This is a genomic window from Leeuwenhoekiella palythoae (assembly GCF_900130045.1).
In the GTDB taxonomy this organism is placed as follows: domain Bacteria; phylum Bacteroidota; class Bacteroidia; order Flavobacteriales; family Flavobacteriaceae; genus Leeuwenhoekiella; species Leeuwenhoekiella palythoae.
Map to the genome: position 1 here is coordinate 89,447 of NZ_FQXT01000005.1, position 19,402 is coordinate 108,848.

At 38.9% G+C, this 19,402-nt stretch carries 16 protein-coding genes and 2 tRNA genes; 9 read left to right on the forward strand and 9 right to left on the reverse strand.

What is annotated here, in order from left to right; all coding sequences use genetic code 11:
* Positions 1-388: 388 nt before the first annotated feature.
* Both BUA96_RS13660 and BUA96_RS13665 read right to left on the reverse strand, forming a co-directional pair.
* Positions 389-2,581 (reverse strand): M56 family metallopeptidase, encoded by a 2,193-nt coding sequence (locus tag BUA96_RS13660; RefSeq protein ID WP_072983990.1) that lies wholly within the window; start codon positions 2,579-2,581, stop codon positions 389-391.
* A 1-nt stretch (position 2,582) separates the two neighbouring features.
* Entirely contained in the window at positions 2,583-2,942 is a 360-nt protein-coding gene (locus BUA96_RS13665; protein WP_072983991.1) for a BlaI/MecI/CopY family transcriptional regulator, read from the reverse strand.
* 237 nt (positions 2,943-3,179) lie between these two features.
* Here BUA96_RS13665 and cdaA point away from each other — a divergent pair, with 237 nt between their 5' ends.
* Positions 3,180-3,962 carry a diadenylate cyclase CdaA gene (cdaA, locus tag BUA96_RS13670; RefSeq protein ID WP_072983992.1) on the forward strand — a complete coding sequence of 261 codons (783 nt, stop codon included), beginning with the start codon at positions 3,180-3,182 and terminating at the stop codon, positions 3,960-3,962.
* A gap of 6 nt (positions 3,963-3,968) precedes the next feature.
* The gene (locus BUA96_RS13675; protein ID WP_072983993.1) at positions 3,969-4,817 is read left to right on the forward strand and encodes a DUF3667 domain-containing protein; all 849 of its coding nucleotides are present in this window, start codon (positions 3,969-3,971) and stop codon (positions 4,815-4,817) included.
* Here the strand turns inward: BUA96_RS13675 and BUA96_RS13680 are convergent.
* Both BUA96_RS13680 and truA read right to left on the reverse strand, forming a co-directional pair.
* Positions 4,814-6,583 carry an ABC transporter ATP-binding protein gene (locus tag BUA96_RS13680; RefSeq protein WP_072983994.1) on the reverse strand — a complete coding sequence of 590 codons (1,770 nt, stop codon included), beginning with the start codon at positions 6,581-6,583 and terminating at the stop codon, positions 4,814-4,816. The genes BUA96_RS13675 and BUA96_RS13680 overlap by 4 nt on opposite strands.
* Positions 6,573-7,364: a tRNA pseudouridine(38-40) synthase TruA gene (gene truA / locus BUA96_RS13685; RefSeq protein WP_084673172.1), complete on the reverse strand. Its 792-nt coding sequence runs from the start codon at positions 7,362-7,364 to the stop codon at positions 6,573-6,575. Before truA ends, BUA96_RS13680 begins: the two co-directional genes overlap by 11 nt.
* 50 nt (positions 7,365-7,414) lie before the next feature.
* Here truA and BUA96_RS13690 point away from each other — a divergent pair, with 50 nt between their 5' ends.
* Positions 7,415-7,906 carry a metallophosphoesterase family protein gene (locus tag BUA96_RS13690; protein ID WP_072983995.1) on the forward strand — a complete coding sequence of 164 codons (492 nt, stop codon included), beginning with the start codon at positions 7,415-7,417 and terminating at the stop codon, positions 7,904-7,906.
* 99 nt (positions 7,907-8,005) lie between these two features.
* Here BUA96_RS13690 and BUA96_RS13695 read toward each other — a convergent pair whose 3' ends face one another.
* Positions 8,006-8,416: a DUF4293 domain-containing protein gene (locus tag BUA96_RS13695; protein ID WP_072983996.1), complete on the reverse strand. Its 411-nt coding sequence runs from the start codon at positions 8,414-8,416 to the stop codon at positions 8,006-8,008.
* Positions 8,417-8,625: 209 nt separating this feature from the next.
* On the opposite strand from BUA96_RS13695, the gene rho reads away from it, so the two are divergent.
* Both rho and BUA96_RS13705 read left to right on the forward strand, forming a co-directional pair.
* Positions 8,626-10,380 (forward strand): transcription termination factor Rho, encoded by a 1,755-nt coding sequence (gene rho / locus BUA96_RS13700; RefSeq protein ID WP_072983997.1) that lies wholly within the window; start codon positions 8,626-8,628, stop codon positions 10,378-10,380.
* 98 nt (positions 10,381-10,478) lie between these two features.
* Entirely contained in the window at positions 10,479-12,035 is a 1,557-nt protein-coding gene (locus BUA96_RS13705; RefSeq protein ID WP_072983998.1) for a TlpA family protein disulfide reductase, read from the forward strand.
* Between the two features lie 77 nt (positions 12,036-12,112).
* Here the strand turns inward: BUA96_RS13705 and rpsT are convergent, their stop codons facing one another.
* The 4 genes from rpsT to proS form a co-directional block, all read right to left on the reverse strand.
* Positions 12,113-12,361 (reverse strand): 30S ribosomal protein S20, encoded by a 249-nt coding sequence (gene rpsT, locus BUA96_RS13710; RefSeq protein WP_072983999.1) that lies wholly within the window; start codon positions 12,359-12,361, stop codon positions 12,113-12,115.
* A 22-nt stretch (positions 12,362-12,383) separates the two neighbouring features.
* A tRNA-Glu gene (locus BUA96_RS13715) sits at positions 12,384-12,455 on the reverse strand.
* Positions 12,456-12,498: 43 nt separating this feature from the next.
* Positions 12,499-12,570: transfer RNA gene (locus tag BUA96_RS13720), tRNA-Glu, on the reverse strand.
* A gap of 76 nt (positions 12,571-12,646) precedes the next feature.
* Positions 12,647-14,119 carry a proline--tRNA ligase gene (gene proS, locus BUA96_RS13725; protein ID WP_072984000.1) on the reverse strand — a complete coding sequence of 491 codons (1,473 nt, stop codon included), beginning with the start codon at positions 14,117-14,119 and terminating at the stop codon, positions 12,647-12,649.
* 106 nt (positions 14,120-14,225) lie between these two features.
* On the opposite strand from proS, the gene BUA96_RS13730 reads away from it, so the two are divergent.
* From BUA96_RS13730 to cysS, 4 genes are all read left to right on the forward strand, one after another.
* Positions 14,226-15,425 (forward strand): hypothetical protein, encoded by a 1,200-nt coding sequence (locus tag BUA96_RS13730; protein WP_084673173.1) that lies wholly within the window; start codon positions 14,226-14,228, stop codon positions 15,423-15,425.
* 24 nt (positions 15,426-15,449) lie between these two features.
* Positions 15,450-16,949, forward strand: a complete 1,500-nt coding sequence (locus tag BUA96_RS13735; protein WP_233430655.1) for an OmpP1/FadL family transporter — start codon at positions 15,450-15,452, stop codon at positions 16,947-16,949.
* A 209-nt stretch (positions 16,950-17,158) separates the two neighbouring features.
* Positions 17,159-17,839, forward strand: coding sequence for a GTP cyclohydrolase I FolE (gene folE / locus BUA96_RS13740; protein WP_370174935.1), 681 nt, complete (start codon positions 17,159-17,161; stop codon positions 17,837-17,839).
* Between the two features lie 73 nt (positions 17,840-17,912).
* Positions 17,913-19,400 carry a cysteine--tRNA ligase gene (gene cysS / locus BUA96_RS13745; protein WP_072984003.1) on the forward strand — a complete coding sequence of 496 codons (1,488 nt, stop codon included), beginning with the start codon at positions 17,913-17,915 and terminating at the stop codon, positions 19,398-19,400.
* The last annotated feature ends 2 nt before the right edge of the window (positions 19,401-19,402 follow it).

The following is a 19,402-nucleotide window of genomic DNA, read 5'->3' on the forward strand; positions in this document are numbered from 1 at the left end:
TTTTTGATTGTTAAACATTTATCTGACCACAAATACGGAAGTAAAACGCACATCTACAAGGTTTTCGCGAAGTATTAATGCAATTGAATACAGAATTGTAAGTAAAAAGATTAGTTCTATTTTCAATTAAAATAAAAACACCTTCAATTAAGTTGATATTACTAACTAAAATTCACGAAGTACAATTCACTTGTAACTTTTATAGGCTGTTTTTTAAGGGTTTTGAAATACCGAAGGGTTAAAAAGTTCATTTTTCACTAAAAAAATTGCATTTCATCTTTTTCAATCACCTTACCCGAGTAAAATTTCTTGGTCGCACGCATAAAAAAATCCGGTGCAACTGCTAGTCACACCGGATTCTAAAATGCATTGAAAATTGTTTAGGCTATCATTTTTCTTTCTGCTTTGTGAAAATTTCGATTACTCCTTCAGTTTCTTCATTAACATAGTTTTTATATTTTTTAAAAGGTGCCTCTCCTTTAAGGATATTTATGGAATCTATAATCTTAACATCTATTGATTTAAAGTCAAAATCTTCTCCATCCATGACTTTCCCATCAATAACATAAATTACATTTGAAACGTTCTGTGGTTGACGAACCCTGTAATATATGATTTGCGACTTTCTATTAGTCGCATTTTTAAACTCCGAAGCATTGATCACACGCTCTTTATCCATAAAAACGCTGTCCTCTTTAAAGTTCATACGCGCTCTCATTTTACTGCGCATAGCTTCTTCACGTTCTTTCATTTCAGCTTTTCGAGCTTCCATTCGCTCTTGCATCGCTACGCGGCGTTCTTCCATTCTGGCTTTCATTTCTGTTCTTCTTTCGGTAGAATCACTAAATCGTGCCTGCATCTCTTCTCTGCGCGCTTCCATTTCCTCGATACGTGCTTGCATTTCTTCCTTTCGCTCAGCTAATGCTTCGGCGGTCATCGCACTGCGCTGCACAATTGAATTTTGTCCTGAGACCACTCCAAAAGTACGTTCAGCACTTCGATAGACCGCAATTGGTTCGATTGCATTTCCATCTCTATTATAACTTGCGGAAGCTTTATTACCGGTTTCCCGATCTTGAATTTCAATTTTTATTCTAGAAATTTCTCCTGCATCGTTATACTTCAGTCTAGAGAACTGCATAGCAACATTATACTCAGCGTCCAATGCCTTCGCAATGGCTTCAATCTCACGTTCTGTCGTTGTTGGGGTGATGATCTTTTTAAAAGGCTTACCACTCGCTTTTTGTGTTTTCTGCGGTGCTGGTTGAGGAGCATCTTCAATGATCTCTGGCAAATTCATTGTATTCTGTTTCCCCGTAGTCGTTAAGCTATTTTTTACTTGCGGACTCAAAGTATATCCCTTAACTCCATCTTTAGCGATCACGGTTTTGTGCTGCCCGTCATTAACATCAACAATGATAATTTCCTGCTTATCATAACTTATAGCGTACTTAAATATATTGTTCAGATCATCCTGTTTGGTTAGCTCAAGCGTTCTTTTAAAATCAGCTTGCCCTTTGAATCGGGTTGCGATCGCAAAACCTGTAAGTTGCGCTTGAGTATTGCGCTTTACATTAGTGATCTGTAGATCCACATCGTCAATTTCGGTATTAAAATAGCTTTCGATTGCGGCGAGATCTGCATCATTGCTTGAAGGCGAAATATACATCACCGGTGTTGACGAAGCACTTATCGCAGTTTCTTCAGTCAGATATTTCACTTCTTCTTTCACATTAAAACTCCACATAAACGCGCCAAGTACTGGTACAATCAGGAGTATTTTCCACTTTTTAAATTCGCTTGATGATTGCTTGTTTAACATAACTATTCGTTTTTTGATGAATGATTGATAAAAAGAATTGGTCAAAGCCGGCGCCCATTTTGGTGCAGCTACTTTAACCAATGCGAGTTGGTACTGTTTATGATTGGTAACCTGACTGGCAGTAGCAGCATCGGCCAAATATTCAAGATTTTCTACAATTGCGCTTTTATAGAGCCAAGCAAGCGGATTAAACCACTGAAGAATCAACGTTAACTGTATTAGTAAAACATCTAAGCTATGGTACTGCTTAGCGTGTGCTTGCTCGTGCAGTAAGATCATCTCTAACTCTTCTTGCTCGTGCGTACGTGCATCGATCACTATAGTATTAAAGAATGAAAACGGCGCATCTAAACCATCTATTTGAATAAATTGATGGCCCGCGGCACTGGTTTTTTTAGCATTACGCAAAAAGAAGACAACTTTGCTAAGTTTTAGAATAAAAGAGCCTAACATTATCAAGACACCTAAGAGGTAAATCGCAAAGGCCACTTCCCAAAAAGTAAATGCCGGGGCCACTTCTTCTCCAACTGTCGTGGTATAGTTGGCGTTGGCTAACAGATCAAAATCCATTGCCGGCATTGGCTTATAGATTGTGCGTTTTAAGATTAAAAGCGGGGTAATAAATGATGCCAAAATACCTAAAACCAGATAATGCCTATTGGTTTTAAAAAAAGTTTCGTGCTTCAACAGCAGCGTGTAAAGCAGATAGAATAGACTCAATATGGCTGTTGCTTTAAATAAGTAAAAAAGTGGTTCCATATTATTGTTTGTTTTCGATAATTTCTAAGATCTCACGCAATTCTTCAGCTGTGATTTTCTCCTCTTTGGCAAAGAAGGAAACCATATTCTTATAAGAGCTGTCAAAGAAACGTCGCGTAGCTTCATTCCAAAAGCGCTTGCCGTACGCCTCTCTACTTATTATGGGAAAATATTGATGCGTTTTACCAAAGGCCTTATGATCAACATAGCCTTTCTCTTCCAGATTACGCACGATAGTTGAAACGGTATTGTAATGGAGATTTTCATCTTCTAAACCGGCTTGCACTTCTTTTACAAAAGCTTTTTCCAGCTTCCATAGAACGTGCATAATCTCTTCTTCTTTATTGGTCAATTTTTCCATAAGGCTATAATTTTTGGTTTAATCAAGTCAGCTTTAGATAACCTACTGATTAAAAGCACCTAAAATTTAATTAAAATCTTAAAACAAACATATAACGAAAAAACTAGTTAACCAACTATTTTTCTAGTTATTTGAATTTTACTTGATCAATTTATGTTGGAGTACCTCTAGAATCTCCATAGGTTTAACTAAAAAAAACGCAGATTTTGCCCTATTTTTACAAAAAACAGCGCACATTTGGACATTCTCGAAAATTTTAGAATACTCGATCTCGTCGATATTTTATTGGTAGCCACCCTGCTCTATTACTTGTATAAATTAGTCAAGGGGACCGTCGCCATCAATATATTTTTAGGAATTTGTATCATCTGGGTAATGTGGAAAATCACACAATTGCTTCAGATGGAAATGTTGAGTACCATTCTTGGGCAGTTTATTGGTGCCGGAATGTTTGCCCTCATTGTTGTTTTTCAACAAGAAATACGCAAGTTTCTCCTGATGATAGGCTCTACTAATATTGGTAGAAAAACCGGAATCCTCAAACACTTTAAATTTCTTCATGACGAAGCCCAGGATTCTTCTAAAACTAAAGTAGAAGAGATCATAGATGCCTGCGATAAAATGGGTAAAGTTCGCACCGGCGCTCTCATTGTCATTCAGCGCACCACGCATTTAGACTTTGTGAAGCAAACAGGCGACCAAATGAATATTGAAGTTAACAGACCTATTTTAGAAAGTATTTTCTTTAAAAATTCAACTTTACACGACGGCGCTGTGATCATCGAAGACAATACTATTGTGGCCACCCGGGCTATTTTGCCTGTATCCAATGAAAGAAACATCCCGTTGCGTTTTGGTTTACGCCACCGGGCTGCAGTAGGAATTACTGAAAAAACAGATGCAGTTGCGCTTGTGGTCAGTGAAGAAACCGGCAACATCAGTTATTTAAAGGATGGCGAATTTGTTTTGTTTAAGAACTTGACCGAACTTATTGAGATTTTGAGAAAGGATCTTAGTTAAATTCTTATGGAAACCAAACCCTCTGACGGTAAGCTCGTCGTCGTTAGCTATTGCCGTAATTGCTTTAAAAACTTAGCCCCTAACGCCGCTTTTTGCGAGAGTTGCGGAGCAAAAATCATTAAAAATCGAATCACAACAAAAAATCTTCTTGAAGATTTTAATGATCGATTTCTTAGTATTGACGGGGCTTTACCTAAAACGTTTATAGCACTTTTCACAAAACCGGAAGATGTCATAGGCGGTTATATTGATGGGGTGCGTAAAAGATACATTTCTGCCTTTGGCTATTTTGCATTATCGCTTACCATTGCCGGTATCTATGTCTTTGTCATCAAAGAATATTTTCTAGATACGCTTTTTGATCAGTTGGCGTTGTCGTCAGGTTCAGATCAGGCTCAGGTAGATCTTACTAAAAAAATTACTGTAGGAATGAATGAGTATCAAGGCTTATTGAGCATCATCAGCATTCCACTACTAGCTTTGATCTCCCGGATAGTATTTTGGAATTACAAACAGTTTAATTACTTAGAGCACGTAGTCATTTACCTGTATGCATTTAGTCATATCAATATTATTTTCTATGCCTTAATCATACTCAACATCTGGTCAGCTCCACTATATTCCTTTTTTAGTTTAGTGGGTATGTTCGGCTATATTATCTATACGGGATATGTATTGAAAAGACTATATAACCTAAACGCTGCAAGCCTGATTTTAAAAACTTCCTTATTTCTACTTATAGGAAGCGTTCTACTGCTCATACTAGGAATAGTAATCGGCATTGTAATGGTAAAACTAGGTATGATTGATGAAATGTTAGAAAACATGCAAAACGCCCAGTCTGCTAAAATTTAAGCCGGTTCTTGATTTGCTGCAAACTGTACTTCGTGAAGTTTGCGATAATGACCGTTCTCTACTTGTAAAAGCTCTTTGTGACTTCCCATTTCAACGATCTGGCCTTTTTCCATCACGATGATCTTGTCAGCTTTTTTAATGGTTGCAAGGCGGTGCGCAATCACTATAGAAGTACGCCCTTTAGTGATCTTATTGATCGCTTTCTGAATCAAATATTCACTATTTGAATCAACTGAAGATGTCGCCTCATCCAGAACAAGAATACTCGGGTTACTTACATACGCTCTTAAAAAGGCGATTAATTGGCGTTGCCCACTTGATAACATCGCACCGCGCTCTTTCACATTATAATGATAGCCGTTAGGCAAACTGCTTATAAATTGGTCTACGCCAATGGCCTTAGCCGCAGTGATTACATCTTCTTCTGTGATATCAGGATTATTAAGCGTGATGTTGTTTAAAATAGAATCTGCAAATAAGAATACATCTTGTAAGACCACCGCAATTTCTGAACGTAGCGATGCCACTTGTACATCACTAATATCAACACCATCGATTTTAATTGTTCCACTGTCAATCTCGTAAAACCTACCTAAGAGATTGATGATTGTAGATTTTCCGGCACCTGTAGAGCCCACGATAGCTACGGTTTCCCCTGCCTTTACTTCAAGATTAATTCCGCGTAAAACCTCTTCACCGTCAATATAACTGAATCGCACATTTTCAAAACTCAGATCTCCTTTAATACCACACAACAAGTGTGTTCCATTATCTTCTATTCGGGCATCAGTATCTAAAATACCAAAAACTCTATTCGCAGCGACCATTCCCATTTGCAGCGTATTGAACTTATCTGCGATTTGGCGTAAAGGAGTAAACAGCATTTGCGAAAACTGAATGAATGCCGTTACCAGACCAATGGTGATGACATCACTCTGAGCTGCACGCAATCCGCCATACCATACCAGTAAACCAATGGTTATTGAAGTGACCATTTCAGCAATTGGAAAAAAGATGGAATTGTACCAAACGGTTTTATTCCACGCGGTCATATGCTTTTTATTGATCTCGTCAAACTTCTTACGCTCAACTGCTTCGCGTGAAAAAATCTGCACGATTTTCATTCCGGTTACGCGCTCTTGCACAAACGAATTGAGGTTTGCTACCTGAGTACGCACTTCTTCAAAAGCTACTTTCATTTTCTGCTGAAAGACCCGTGTAGCATATAGAATAAAAGGAAGTATCGCAAAAACAATTAGCGATAATTGCCAGCTTTTATAGAGCATCACACCGGCTATTACCAGCATTTTCAGCAAATCACTAATGATCATAAATAGCCCTTGGCTAAAAATACTTGCAATGGTTTCTATATCATTTACGGCGCGGGTCACCAGTCTACCTACTGCAGATTTATCATAATACTGCATTTTGAAGTAAATCATATGCTTGAACAGCTTGGTACGAATATCAAGCACCACTTGTTGCCCCAGCCAGTTTGCAAAGTAAATAAACAGCAATTGAAAAATAGATTCTCCAAAAAGAACTAACAAGCTCAGCCCGATGTAGTACATCAGACTGTCCATATCTTTAGGCTGCATCCCCTCATCCATCGCATACTCGATGTAAATGGGTCTGAGCACGGCAAAAATCGAGATCAAAATCGCTGAAATCGCGACAAAATACATGCGTGCCTGATAGGGCTTCGTATAGCTTAACAGCTTTTTAAACAAGCCAAAATCAAATGCATTTCCTTTACTACTCGCCATATATTTTAAAAATTTCTTTTGGGTAGGCTACTTCAGTCAAATATAATCCGTGTGCCGGTGCCGAGGCTCCGGCTTGTGCACGGGACCTGCTGGCAATAATAATCTTTAAAGCTTCCGGCTTTATTTTGCCCTGCCCTATTTCAAGCAAGGTTCCCACAATCGCTCTGACCATATTGCGCAGAAAACGGTCTGCCGAAATGGTAAACTTAAGGTTTGTGTTATCTTGCGTCCAACCTGCTTCGGTAATCTCGCAAATGTACGTTTTAACGTCTGTTTTTGAACGGCTGAAGCATTTAAAATCTTGTTTCCCTAAAAGCAGTTGGGTCGCAGCATTCATCGCATCAACATCTAACGACTTCTCAAAGAAATACGATTGATTGACCAAAAACGGATTCTTAGTCGTATGGATTTTATACTCATAACTTCGGCGAACAGCATCAAATCGTGCATGTGCTACGGGCTGAACGGGAATCACAGCATTAATCGCGAGAGCTTCGGGTAAATAACGATTTAAACGAAATTGCAAATGCTGAAGCGCTTCAGTAGAAATTTTTTCTTCCCAATCAAAATGAGCAAATAACTGTGTGGCGTGCACTCCGGCGTCTGTGCGTCCTGCACCCACCACCGCAACTTCACTGCGTAGCAAGGTGGTCAACGCTTCTTCTAGAACCTCCTGCACGGTGATGCTTTGAGGCTGCCGTTGCCAGCCATGATAAGAAGTACCGTCGTATGCTATATCAATAAAATACCGCAAGCCTATTGTTTGTGATTGAATTGGCAAAGATACATCTTTGTAATTGCTCTCTGAGCAGCACCAGCAGGATAGTTTTTATGAAAAAAATACTTTTACTTAGCGATACCCATAGCTATATAGACAATCAAATTTTAAAGCACGCTAAAGCAGCAGACGAGGTCTGGCATGCTGGAGACATTGGTGATCTCGCAGTTACCGATGCTCTAAAAAAAGTGGCTCCTTTGCGCGCTGTTTTTGGCAATATTGATGATCACGAAATCCGCAAAGAGTTCCCGTTAAATAACCGTTTTATATGCGAAGGCGTTGATGTCCTCATCACGCATATAGGCGGCTATCCGGGGAGGTATTCGCCGGCCATTAGAGAGGAGCTACGCGCTAATCCTCCAAAATTATTTATATGCGGGCATTCACACATTTTAAAAGTTATGCCTGATAAAAAACTTAAGTTACTGCATATGAATCCTGGAGCCATAGGTAAACACGGATTTCACAAGGCACGTACGATGTTGCGCTTTACCGTAGATCAAGGAAAAATTGATAACCTGGAGGTTATCGAGATGAAACGTTAGTTTAAAACCTGATTTTAAACGCTTTACTTACATGTATAAAAAAACCTGCTAGTTGGCATACTAGCAGGTTCTTCGCACTAATTAACTAAGATATTAGGTCTATCGTAACCGATCTACAGATTTTACAAGATCCTCATCCCGCTTAATTGCTTTGTTTGCCAAAGCGATAAAAACGATAGAAATGATGGGAATAAGCATCCCAATACCCTTCTCTGGGGCCGCCGCCCCTCCAGATAAGATTTGCGATTGGTAAACCAACACACCTAGTAAAATAAAGTTCAATATTATATTGAGTCGCCCCAGCACAAACTGAAGCTTTCTATTTTTAAACAAAAACAGCGCAATTAAAGACAAAAGCGCACTACCAAAAAACAGCGCTACTAATTCTAAATGATCAACTGCATAAACCGGCGCTCCTTCTGCAGTACTGTAAACGGGGATTGCAAAGTGCAAACCTGCAGCTACAAGTGCTGCTAAAAATAAATAAATGCTCTGTATGCGTTGAATCATTGCTTAATTGTGCATTGCGGGTGACAAAAATAAAAACTTCTTTTAGACTACAGCCGATTAATTAAAAAATATTGTTGTATAATTGTAGCCATAAATGTAACCGCTTCTATGTAGGTTACTTACTTGCCAAAAAATTTATTAGATCTTCTCTCAAAATTTTTTGATTGCATTCAAATCAATTCAATTACAGAAATTCATACTTATAGTTAATGTTTACTATTTCAGAATTAAAAGCTAAAAAGCTGCCTGAATTACAAGAAATTGCAAAAGGACTAGACATCCCTAAGTACCGGTCTCTCAAAAAGTTAGATCTGGTTTACAAAGTTCTTGATCATCAAGCCGCAGACCCTAAAGCGGTTGCAGAAGTTATAGAAGAAACTTCTTCTGAAACCCCTACAAAAGCAAAAGCGCCACAAAAGAAAACTCAAAAAAGCGCTCCTAAAAAAAATACACGCTCAGCAGACGATAGCAAGAAAGAAACTACAAAAGATTCTTCTCAAAACGATGCTAAAGCCAGCGGTAAAACTGATGATAAATCAGAAAAACCACAGCGCAAGCCTAGACAAGCTAAAGCGACTTCCGACAACGATAACTCAAAACAATCTGACAATAACAGATCTAAAAATAATCGTTCTCGCAAAGACAATAATTCGAATGCTAACAACAACTCGAATAACAACCGAAGCGCTAAAGACAACAACAATAGCAGCTCGAATAACAACAACAATTCGAACAGCAACAGCAATAACAATCGCAATAACAACAATAACCGTAACAACAATAACTCCAGCAATAGCAACAACGGTAATAAAGATACCCGCAACCGCTACAGAGAGCCAGATTACGAGTTTGACGGTTTAATTGAAAGCGAGGGTGTTCTTGACATTATGCAAGACGGTTATGGTTTTTTACGTTCTAGTGACTACAACTACCTCTCTTCTCCCGATGATATTTATGTTTCTCAATCTCAAATTAGATTGTTTGGCCTAAAAACCGGAGATACCGTACTTGGTGTTATCAGACCTCCAAAAGAAGGCGAGAAGTATTTTCCGTTAATCAAGGTTTCAAAAATTAACGGTTTAGACCCTAGTGTTGTTCGCGACCGCGTTTCATTTGAACATTTGACGCCTTTATTTCCGAAGGAAAAATTTAATATTGCTGAACGTCAGAGCACGATCTCTACACGTATAATGGATTTATTTGCTCCTATCGGTAAAGGGCAACGTGGTATGATCGTATCGCAACCTAAGACAGGGAAAACAATGCTTTTAAAGGATGTTGCGAACGCTATTGCAGCGAATCATCCTGAAGTTTATCAAATGATCTTACTCATTGATGAGCGCCCTGAAGAGGTTACAGATATGCAGCGCAATGTAAAAGGTGAAGTAGTCGCTTCAACTTTTGATAAAGAAGCACACGAACACGTACGCGTTGCTAATATTGTTCTTGAAAAAGCAAAACGTCTTGTAGAATGTGGCCATGATGTGGTTATTCTTTTAGATTCTATCACCCGTTTGGCTCGCGCATATAACACCGTTCAGCCGGCATCTGGTAAGATCCTGAGTGGTGGTGTTGACGCTAACGCTTTGCATAAACCAAAACGTTTCTTTGGTGCTGCGCGTAATATTGAAAACGGAGGCTCTTTATCAATCATTGCAACTGCATTGACCGAAACCGGTTCAAAAATGGATGAGGTGATTTTTGAAGAATTTAAAGGAACCGGTAATATGGAACTTCAGTTAGATCGTAAGATCGCTAACCGAAGAATCTTCCCAGCTATTGACCTGACTTCGTCAAGCACACGTCGTGATGATCTTCTGCTTAACGAAAACGCAATACAGCGTATGTGGGTGATGCGCAAGTATCTTGCAGATATGAATCCTATTGAAGCCATGGAATTCATTAGCGATCGCATCAAACAAACTAAAAACAACGAGGAGTTTCTAATCTCAATGAACGGCTAGAAACCAATCTCCATCTTAAATATCAAAAGCGGCATCGAGTAGATGCCGCTTTTTTTGTTTTGATTTTTCGCTTATATTTAAAACTAAATATTTAGTCGATGAAAATATTAGCTTGTTTAATCCTCTGCGTTTTAACCATCTTTACTTCATGCAAAAGGACTAACAATACAGAACCGAGCAATGAACCAATCGTTACTAAGGATTCAACTTCAAACTCCGGAATAGTTATAGTTGGAATTTCAGACGATTCGCTAGCGTTTAAGAATATTCACATCGCTGATTATTCCCAATTTAGCGGAAGCTATTATGAATTAATTCAAGATAGATCAACTAGTAAAGACACTACCTTACTCAAGCTAAAACCACTAGACACAACTCAAATTTTGGAATTTTGGTCCTTTGGAGCTAAAACTAATTACAATACACGTTTCATTGCATCGCCTGGAGACAGCATTATAATTAAAATCAAAGATGAAGCCATTAAGTTTTTAGGCGACAATAGCCCCGAAAACAACTTTTTCATAGAATTAGATCCAGACAATAATGACTACGCAAATACGACTTACACTAACGATCTAGACCTATACAAGACCCAAGTTAAATCGATGTATCTGAAACGAAAAGCTTTTTTTGACCAATATGTCGAGGAACATAATGTTTCAGAGGGTTTTAAAAATTTAGTGTCTGCAGAATTAAAACAAGAATACCTATATAATCTGATAGCTCCGCGATCAAAAAACATTGATGGAATCAACGGCAACGCAAATACAAATCTCATTTTAGCAGATTTGATAGCCCAGGATTATGACATAGAAAAAAACGGCATCTTTGATATGGCAAGCTATCTAGATAATATTAAAATTGAAGAATTCCAAAACACCAATCTCACGGCAAATGATTATTTCAAAAGAAATCTTACACAATTCATTAGACAGTATTTTGTAAAATCTGATTATTTAGATTACACAAAAGAGAAATATATTGCTGAAAAAGAATTTATTCAATCCAACCTACCTAAAGAAATTCAAAATATCGCCTTAACACAGATTCTTTCAGATTATCACCAAAAGGGGTTCGGCAACGGGAGAATTGACAAAGATTTTTTAAAAGCGGAAATAACAAGTTTAAAAACAAAAGAACTCAAAAAATCATATCGCACAGCTCTGGAGGAGATTGAAAGTGATCTTAAACAGATAAATAGCCAAATCCCGACATATATTCTAGAACAAAAATTATTAAATACTGCAGGAGACACGATCTCCTTAGGCGAACTAGTGCAATCTAAGCAGCATTTGAAAATAATTGATTTTTGGGCGAGTTGGTGCACGCCTTGCATCAAAGAAATTAAGGAAACGAAATCCTTTAAAACACGATTAAAAGAAAACGCTGAACTAGAATGGATCTACCTTTCAATAGATGAAAGTAAAAACAATTGGCTTGACCAAGTTAACCGAATTAAGGAATACACAAGCCTTGGAAATCATTTTATGATGACTCCCAAAAGTAACACTGCGTTAAGTTCGTTTTTCAAAATCAATTATATTCCTAGATATACATTAGTAGGAACATCAACTAATATACTATTGAGTAACACACCGCGACCCTCAGACGAATTTGTGTTTGAACAAATTATCACCTCAAACGAGGCCAACTAATAAATTCAAAAAAAGCACAACAAAAAAACTCCCACGCAGATTGCGTAGGAGTTTTCTTAATTCTTAAACAGGACTTATTAAAGCGCGTTTACGTGCTTTGCAAGTTGAGACTTTAAGTTAGAAGCTTTGTTATCGTGAATGATATTCTTCTTAGCTAACTTATCAATCATAGAAACTACTGAAGGAAACAAAGTCTCAGCTTCTTTCTTATCAGCTTCACGCAATTTTTTCATTGCATTACGTGTAGTTCTACTCTGGTAGCGGTTTCTTAAACGCTTAGTCTCGCTGTTTCTAATTCTTTTTAAAGATGACTTGTGATTTGCCATTATCTCGTTCTGTTTTAAATTGTAGCCCGTAGGGGAATCGAACCCCTCTTACCAGGATGAAAACCTGGCGTCCTAGCCGATAGACGAACGGGCCATTATGTAAATAACTTTTGCACTTCTAAGTACAATTCTCTTTGTAGTCCGTAGGGGAATCGAACCCCTGTTACCAGGATGAAAACCTGGCGTCCTAACCCCTAGACGAACGGACCATTATTTTGCTTAATTGCGGATGCAAAAATACACATATTTTATTATCACACAATAGCAAAACAAACTTTTTTTAAATTAATATGCTTTAGCAAATAAAACACGCATTTGCGCAGGTTTACCACTATATACACAAACCCCTTCTTCCTCTTTGGCATTCAATGGAATACAACGTATTGTAGCTTTAGTTTCAGTCTTGATTCGTTCTTCGGTTTCTTTGGTTCCGTCCCAAAAAGCGCTTACAAAACCAGTCTTATTTTCAAGAATATCTTTAAACTCGTCGTAAGTATCTACTTCAGTAATATGCGTATCTCTAAAATTCTTTGCTTTATCAAACAACGCGCGCTGCATTTCAACCAATAAATCCTGCACTCTACTCACAATATCATCTTTAGATACTGTTTCTTTAGTCAAAGTATCTCTTCGAGCTAATTCAACAGTACGCTTCTCTAAATCACGTGGCCCTATAGCAATTCTTAAAGGCACCCCTTTTTGCTCGTATTCATTGAATTTCCAACCTGGTTTGTGCGTATCTCTATCATCAAATTTCACGCTGATGCCTAGTAGTTGTAATTCACGCTTAAGCTCCTTAGCCACTTGAGAAATAGAATCTAACTGCTCCTCCCCTTTGTAAATAGGCACAATCACCACTTGTATTGGCGCTAATTTAGGTGGAAGCACTAACCCGTGATCATCGCTATGCGTCATCACCAAAGCTCCCATTAAACGTGTAGAAACTCCCCAACTTGTGGCCCACACATGTTCTTGGCCACCTTCTTTTGTTGCAAATTTAACATCAAATGCTTTGGCAAAATTCTGCCCTAAAAAGTGCGAAGTACCCGCTTGTAAAGCTTTCCCGTCTTGCATAAGCGCTTCAATACAATAGGTTTCTAATGCTCCTGCAAAACGCTCACTTTCGGTTTTTGTTCCGCGCACTACCGGCATTGCCATAAAGTGTTCCGCAAAATCTGCATATACGCGCATCATTTGTTTAGCTTCGGCGATAGCCTCATCTTGTGTAGCGTGAGCCGTATGCCCCTCTTGCCATAAAAATTCAGCAGTACGTAAAAACAAACGCGTGCGCATTTCCCAACGTACTACATTTGCCCACTGGTTCACTTTAATAGGCAAGTCTCTATAGGATTGAATCCATTTTCGATAAGTATCCCAAATAATAGTTTCTGAAGTTGGGCGCACAATTAACTCTTCTTCCAACTTAGCCTCAGGATCCACAATAATGCTTCCATCTTCATCATTTTTGAGACGATAATGGGTTACCACGGCACATTCTTTAGCAAAACCATCCACATGACTCGCTTCTTTACTGAAGTAAGATTTGGGTATAAAAAGTGGGAAATAGGCGTTTTCGTGACCGGTTTCTTTAAACATTCTATCCAGTTCAGCCTGCATTTTTTCCCAGATAGCGTAACCGTAAGGCTTTATAACCATACAACCTCTAACTCCTGAATTCTCAGCAAGATCAGCCTTTACAACCAGTTCGTTATACCATTTAGAGTAATCTTCTGCCCTTGTGGTCAAATTCTTTCCCATAACTTCTTATTTGGCACAAATATTGTGTCTTTATAAATGAATTTTAAAGTTTTGCAACATCTTTGTTAAATGCACAAAATTGACGGCAAAACTAGTTAAATTTACAATGTTCAACAATAAAATAACTGATGATATGCGCGGCTTGATAAATACTCCAAATACATTTCTAAAACCTTTTTTAGGTTTATTGGCGCTAGCAGGATTAGTATCTTGCGGCCCCTCTCAATATACAATGAATGACAGCATTTACGGTGGAAGATCTACCGTATATGAAGAACCCACCCAAGAAGTGGCCAGTACCACTGTTAATGGTGGTGTTTATGCCAACTACTTTTCTCAAGGTGCAGCTGATTTAGATGCGGCTCAACAATCTGGCGATATATTTACCGATATTGATTCCTACAGTTCTAATGCTGAATATACTACAGAACAAGCTATCCTAGATGAAGATTTAGCTTACCAAGCTCAACCGGGTTGGGGTGATGTTGTTGACGATATCACTGTTAATATTTATCCTGATTTCTATAATCGTATTGGTTTCGGCGGGTATTACAGACCTTTCTGGAACTATGGTTGGGGTAATTTTGGTTTCGGCTTTGGACCAGGCTGGGCTACACCATATGGCGGCTGGGGAGGCTGGGGCAACCCATACTTTGGCTACGCCTACAACGGCTGGGGCTATGGTGCTTGGGGATATCCTTATAACGGATGGGGGTTTGGATATGGCTACCCATATTATGGATACTACGGTTACAACACTTACTATGGAAATGTATTCTACAGAAACAATTACTACTCCAGATATAATAACAACAGATTAGCGTATTCAAACTCTAGAAGATCTAGCAATGTGTACGGAACGAACAGATCAGCTAATTCAAGAATCTCTTCTGCGCGCTCTGCATCTCGACGTTCTTCAGAAGTAAATTATGCTCGTACCAGTAGAACATACAGCAGAAATAATGTAGGTGTGAATACCGATCGCATCAGCAGAAGTAGCTCAAATAATTCAGCTAGAGTTTCTAGTAGAAATCGAAGCGCTTCAAGCAATAGCATTTATAGAAGCAACTCTAGAAGAAGCTCTAGTAATACGATTACCAGAAGTAATTCTAGCAGTCCTGTAAGAGCAACACGCTCTAGTACATACTCACGTAATTCTGTAAGTACACCTACGCGCTCAACTTCGCGTACGATGACAAGATCTTCAGTTCCTACGCGTAGTGCTTCACCTGCTCGTTCAAGTGGCGGAAGCCGTAGTAGCGGTGGAAGTTCATCTCGTGGCGGAGGCCGTGGTGGTCGCGGATAATATTCAGTTTCATTTTAAATTCTTATGATGAAAAAAATTCTAACACTCCTATTCTTGGCAATAGGTGCACAATATTCTTTTGCTCAAAATGTAGCAGACGCAATACGTTATAGCACGCAAAACATCACCGGAACTGCCCGATACATCGGCGTTGGTGGCGCGTTTGGCGCATTAGGGGGTGATCTTTCTGCTATAAATGTGAACCCGGCGGGTTCTGCTATCTTTGATCGCAGCTTTGTTTCCCTCAGTTTATCTTCGGGGAATTATGACAACCAGACCTATTATAATGATGGAATCACTGTAAACGATGAATCTGATTTAGATTTGAATCAATTTGGTGGCGTTTTTGTCTCTCAGGGTGCTGCAGGTCTTCGCAAACTAACTTTCGGATTCAATTACGATCGCACCAATGATTTTGACAATGGATATGTTGCTTCGGGAATCTCCTCGAACTCAATAAGTGATTACTTTTTAGGATATGCACAAGGAACACCACTTGATCTCTTAGAATTTCAAGAAGGTGAAACCACAGATGACTTGTATCAGTATTTAGGCGAAAGTGAAAATTTTGGTACTCAGCAAGCCTTCCTAGGATATCAAGGATATCTTATTGACCCTGTTTCCTCTGAATTGGATAACACCGAATACACCAATGCACAGAATGGAAATTCTTTTGATCAAGAATATCAATATACCAGCTTCGGGAACAGCAGCAAATTCACCTTTAATGCGGCCGCTCAAGTTAGTGAAGCGCTTTTTTTAGGGATAAACCTTAACGCGCACACCTTTAATTTCACAAGGCAAACCACTTTATTTGAGGATAATAATAGTGCAAATAACGCCGTAAACAGCCTGAGGTTTGATAATGAATATAGAGCTTATGGTTCTGGAATTTCGGCACAGATAGGTGGAATTTACCATCTCTCTCCCAGCCTGCGTGTTGGCGCCACATACGACACCCCTACGCTCTATACTATTTCTGAAGAAACTGAGCAGTTTTTATCTACTTCAGGAACTAATGGAGAGATTGTTATCGCGCCTAATGTGATTAATATTTACGAAGATTACGATTTAGTCACTCCCGGAAAAGCCACAGGAAGTATCGCTTACATTTTTGGAAAGCGCGGATTTTTAAGTTTTGATTATTCGTATCAAGATTATAGCTCAATTAAATTTAAGCCGGATAACGATGCCTTTTTTCAGCAATTGAACACTCAAATAGATAATCAACTAAAAGGCGTTTTTTCTTATAAATTAGGAGGAGAGTTTTTAGTAAACAGCTGGAGTTTCAGAGGCGGTTATCGTTTTATTGAAAGTCCGTATGAAAATGAAACAACCCTTGGTGACACTACCGGTTATTCTGTAGGTTTAGGATATTCTTTCGGTAACACGCGTATTGACCTTGCTTACGATTGGATGAAACAAGATCAAAATCCTAGATTGTACGACGGCGCGTTTACCAATACCGCATTTATTGACACTATCAATACCAACATCGTAGCAACCTTGTCGTTTCAGCTTTAAGTAATCTAGCCGAGAAATACACTTTTTGGCTGCGATAGATGATCAACATACTTTATAAATGCCTCTTGCAAAAATTCAAGAGGCATTTTTTTATTGACTGACCCTATAAACTCATTATTAAATCAGATAGCAACAGAAGTTTTTCAAGTTGTTAAATTAACTATCTTTGCAAGCCTTTAGCCCAAGTGGCGACTAATAGCTCTATGAAAATGAATTTTGAGAACGAAGAATTGAAAGAAATAGATGAATTAGGTGATAATCACCACAGTACATCTGCAATTACTCCTTTAAGAGATGATGCTTTTGAGTTAAGTGATTTAGAAAAAATCGAACTCATCAAAGAAGATGTAACCCGTATCATGCAAACTTTAGGTTTAGACCTTAAAGATGATAGCCTTAAAGGCACTCCTAATCGAGTGGCTAAAATGTTTGTAAACGAAATTTTTGGCGGACTTAACCCGCAGCGCAAACCTAAAGCCTCTACCTTTCAGAATAATTATAAATACGGCGAGATGTTGGTCGAAAAGAACATCACCGTGTATTCTACTTGCGAACATCACCTGCTTCCTATTGTAGGTAGAGCGCACGTTGCTTATATTTCAAACGGTACGGTTGTAGGCCTTTCTAAAATGAATCGTGTGGTAGATTACTACGCAAAAAGACCTCAGGTTCAAGAGCGCCTTACTATGCAAGTCGTTCAAGAATTACAAAAAGTTTTAGGCACAGAAGATGTTGCCTGCGTTATAGATGCAAAACACCTTTGCGTTAACAGCCGCGGAATACGTGATATTGAAAGCAGCACAGTTACCAGTGAATTTGGCGGAAAGTTTAAGGAAGAAGCCGTTAAGCGCGAATTCTTAGACTATATCAAACTAGAAACTCCATTTTAAGAAGTACTTTAATTTAACAACAACCGAAGCACTATACTAAAATAAGCGATAACGCATTTTCAACCCAGAATTTATGGCGCCCTTATACCAGAAGCAAGAAATTAAAGTTTACAATTCGATAAACGGAAGTAAAGAAACGTTTACACCTATTCTGGAGGGTAATGTAGGGATGTATGTGTGCGGCCCCACCGTTTACAGCAATGTGCACTTGGGTAATGTACGCACCTTTATGTCTTTTGATATGATTTTTAGATATCTCAAGCATTTAGGCTATAAAGTGCGCTACGTACGCAATATTACCGATGCAGGTCACTTGACCGATGACGCTGATGAAGGCGAAGATAAAATCGCAAAAAAAGCTCGCCTAGAGCAAATAGAACCTATGGAAGTCGTGCAGCAATACACCATAGACTTTCATAATATTTTACAGAAATTTAATTGTTTACCCCCAAGTATTGAACCCACCGCTACGGGACACATTATTGAGCAAATAGAGATCATTAAAGAGATCATTGAAAACGGATTTGCTTACGAGAAAAATGGTTCGGTGTATTTTGATGTTCTAAAGTTTAATGAAAGTCATCACTACGGAAAGTTGAGCGGTCGCAACCTTGAAGATATGATCGCTAACACGCGTGAATTAACTGCGCAAAGCGAAAAGAAAAATGCTCAGGATTTTGCCTTGTGGAAAAAGGCAGAGCCACAACACATTATGCGCTGGCCTTCCCCTTGGGGTGACGGTTTTCCCGGATGGCACCTGGAGTGTACTGCAATGAGTACAAAATACCTTGGAAAACAATTTGACATTCACGGTGGCGGAATGGATTTAAAATTCCCGCATCACGAGTGTGAAATTGCGCAATCTGAAGCTTCTCATGGCCACAACCCTGTGAATTACTGGTTGCACGCCAATATGCTTACACTTAACGGCAAAAAAATGTCTAAAAGCGATGGCAATAACATATTCCCTGCGCAGATTTTTACCGGAGATAGCCCGTTCCTGACTAAAGGCTTTTCTCCAAGTGTGGCACGTTTCTTTGTGATGCAAGCACATTATCGCAGCGTTCTAGATTTTAGCAACGACGCATTACTTGCCAGTGAGAAAGGATTTAACCGCCTTATGGAAGCTGTAAATCTCCTTGACTCGCTACCTACTTCAGCAAAGAGCAGTATTGATATCGCAGCTTGGAAACAGTCGTGCTACGATGCGATGAATGATGATTTTAATTCGCCAATTCTTATTGCGCAGCTTTTTGAAGCAGCCAAGTACATCCACCAACTTAAGGATGGTAAGGCCACCATTTCTTCAAGCGATCTAGATGCGTTTAAAACATCTGTTCATGCGTTTGTTTTTGATGTTTTAGGACTTGAAGACATCAACGCCGCAGCCGAAGCCAATACAGACAAACTGAATGGCGCCATTGAGTTGCTTATTCAACTTAGAAAAGAAGCACGCGCAAATAAGGATTTTGCTACAAGCGACCAGATCAGAGACCAACTTGCAGAATTAGGCATACAGCTTAAAGATGGTCGCGAAGGAACCACGTATACATTTGCTTAAAA

Bases quoted from the DNA above. Each gene is read 5' to 3' on its own strand.
- BUA96_RS13660 (WP_072983990.1), bottom strand. From the start codon at position 2,581: ATGGAACCACTTTTTTACTTATTTAAAGCAACAGCCATATTGAGTCTA.
- BUA96_RS13665 (WP_072983991.1), bottom strand. From the start codon at position 2,942: ATGGAAAAATTGACCAATAAAGAAGAAGAGATTATGCACGTTCTATGG.
- BUA96_RS13675 (WP_072983993.1), top strand. From the start codon at position 3,969: ATGGAAACCAAACCCTCTGACGGTAAGCTCGTCGTCGTTAGCTATTGC.
- BUA96_RS13680 (WP_072983994.1), bottom strand. From the start codon at position 6,583: ATGGCGAGTAGTAAAGGAAATGCATTTGATTTTGGCTTGTTTAAAAAG.
- BUA96_RS13690 (WP_072983995.1), top strand. From the start codon at position 7,415: ATGAAAAAAATACTTTTACTTAGCGATACCCATAGCTATATAGACAAT.
- BUA96_RS13695 (WP_072983996.1), bottom strand. From the start codon at position 8,416: ATGATTCAACGCATACAGAGCATTTATTTATTTTTAGCAGCACTTGTA.
- rho (WP_072983997.1), top strand. From the start codon at position 8,626: ATGTTTACTATTTCAGAATTAAAAGCTAAAAAGCTGCCTGAATTACAA.
- BUA96_RS13705 (WP_072983998.1), top strand. From the start codon at position 10,479: ATGAAAATATTAGCTTGTTTAATCCTCTGCGTTTTAACCATCTTTACT.
- rpsT (WP_072983999.1), bottom strand. From the start codon at position 12,361: ATGGCAAATCACAAGTCATCTTTAAAAAGAATTAGAAACAGCGAGACT.
- proS (WP_072984000.1), bottom strand. From the start codon at position 14,119: ATGGGAAAGAATTTGACCACAAGGGCAGAAGATTACTCTAAATGGTAT.
- BUA96_RS13730 (WP_084673173.1), top strand. From the start codon at position 14,226: ATGTTCAACAATAAAATAACTGATGATATGCGCGGCTTGATAAATACT.
- BUA96_RS13735 (WP_233430655.1), top strand. From the start codon at position 15,450: ATGATGAAAAAAATTCTAACACTCCTATTCTTGGCAATAGGTGCACAA.
- folE (WP_370174935.1), top strand. From the start codon at position 17,159: ATGAATTTTGAGAACGAAGAATTGAAAGAAATAGATGAATTAGGTGAT.
- cysS (WP_072984003.1), top strand. From the start codon at position 17,913: ATGGCGCCCTTATACCAGAAGCAAGAAATTAAAGTTTACAATTCGATA.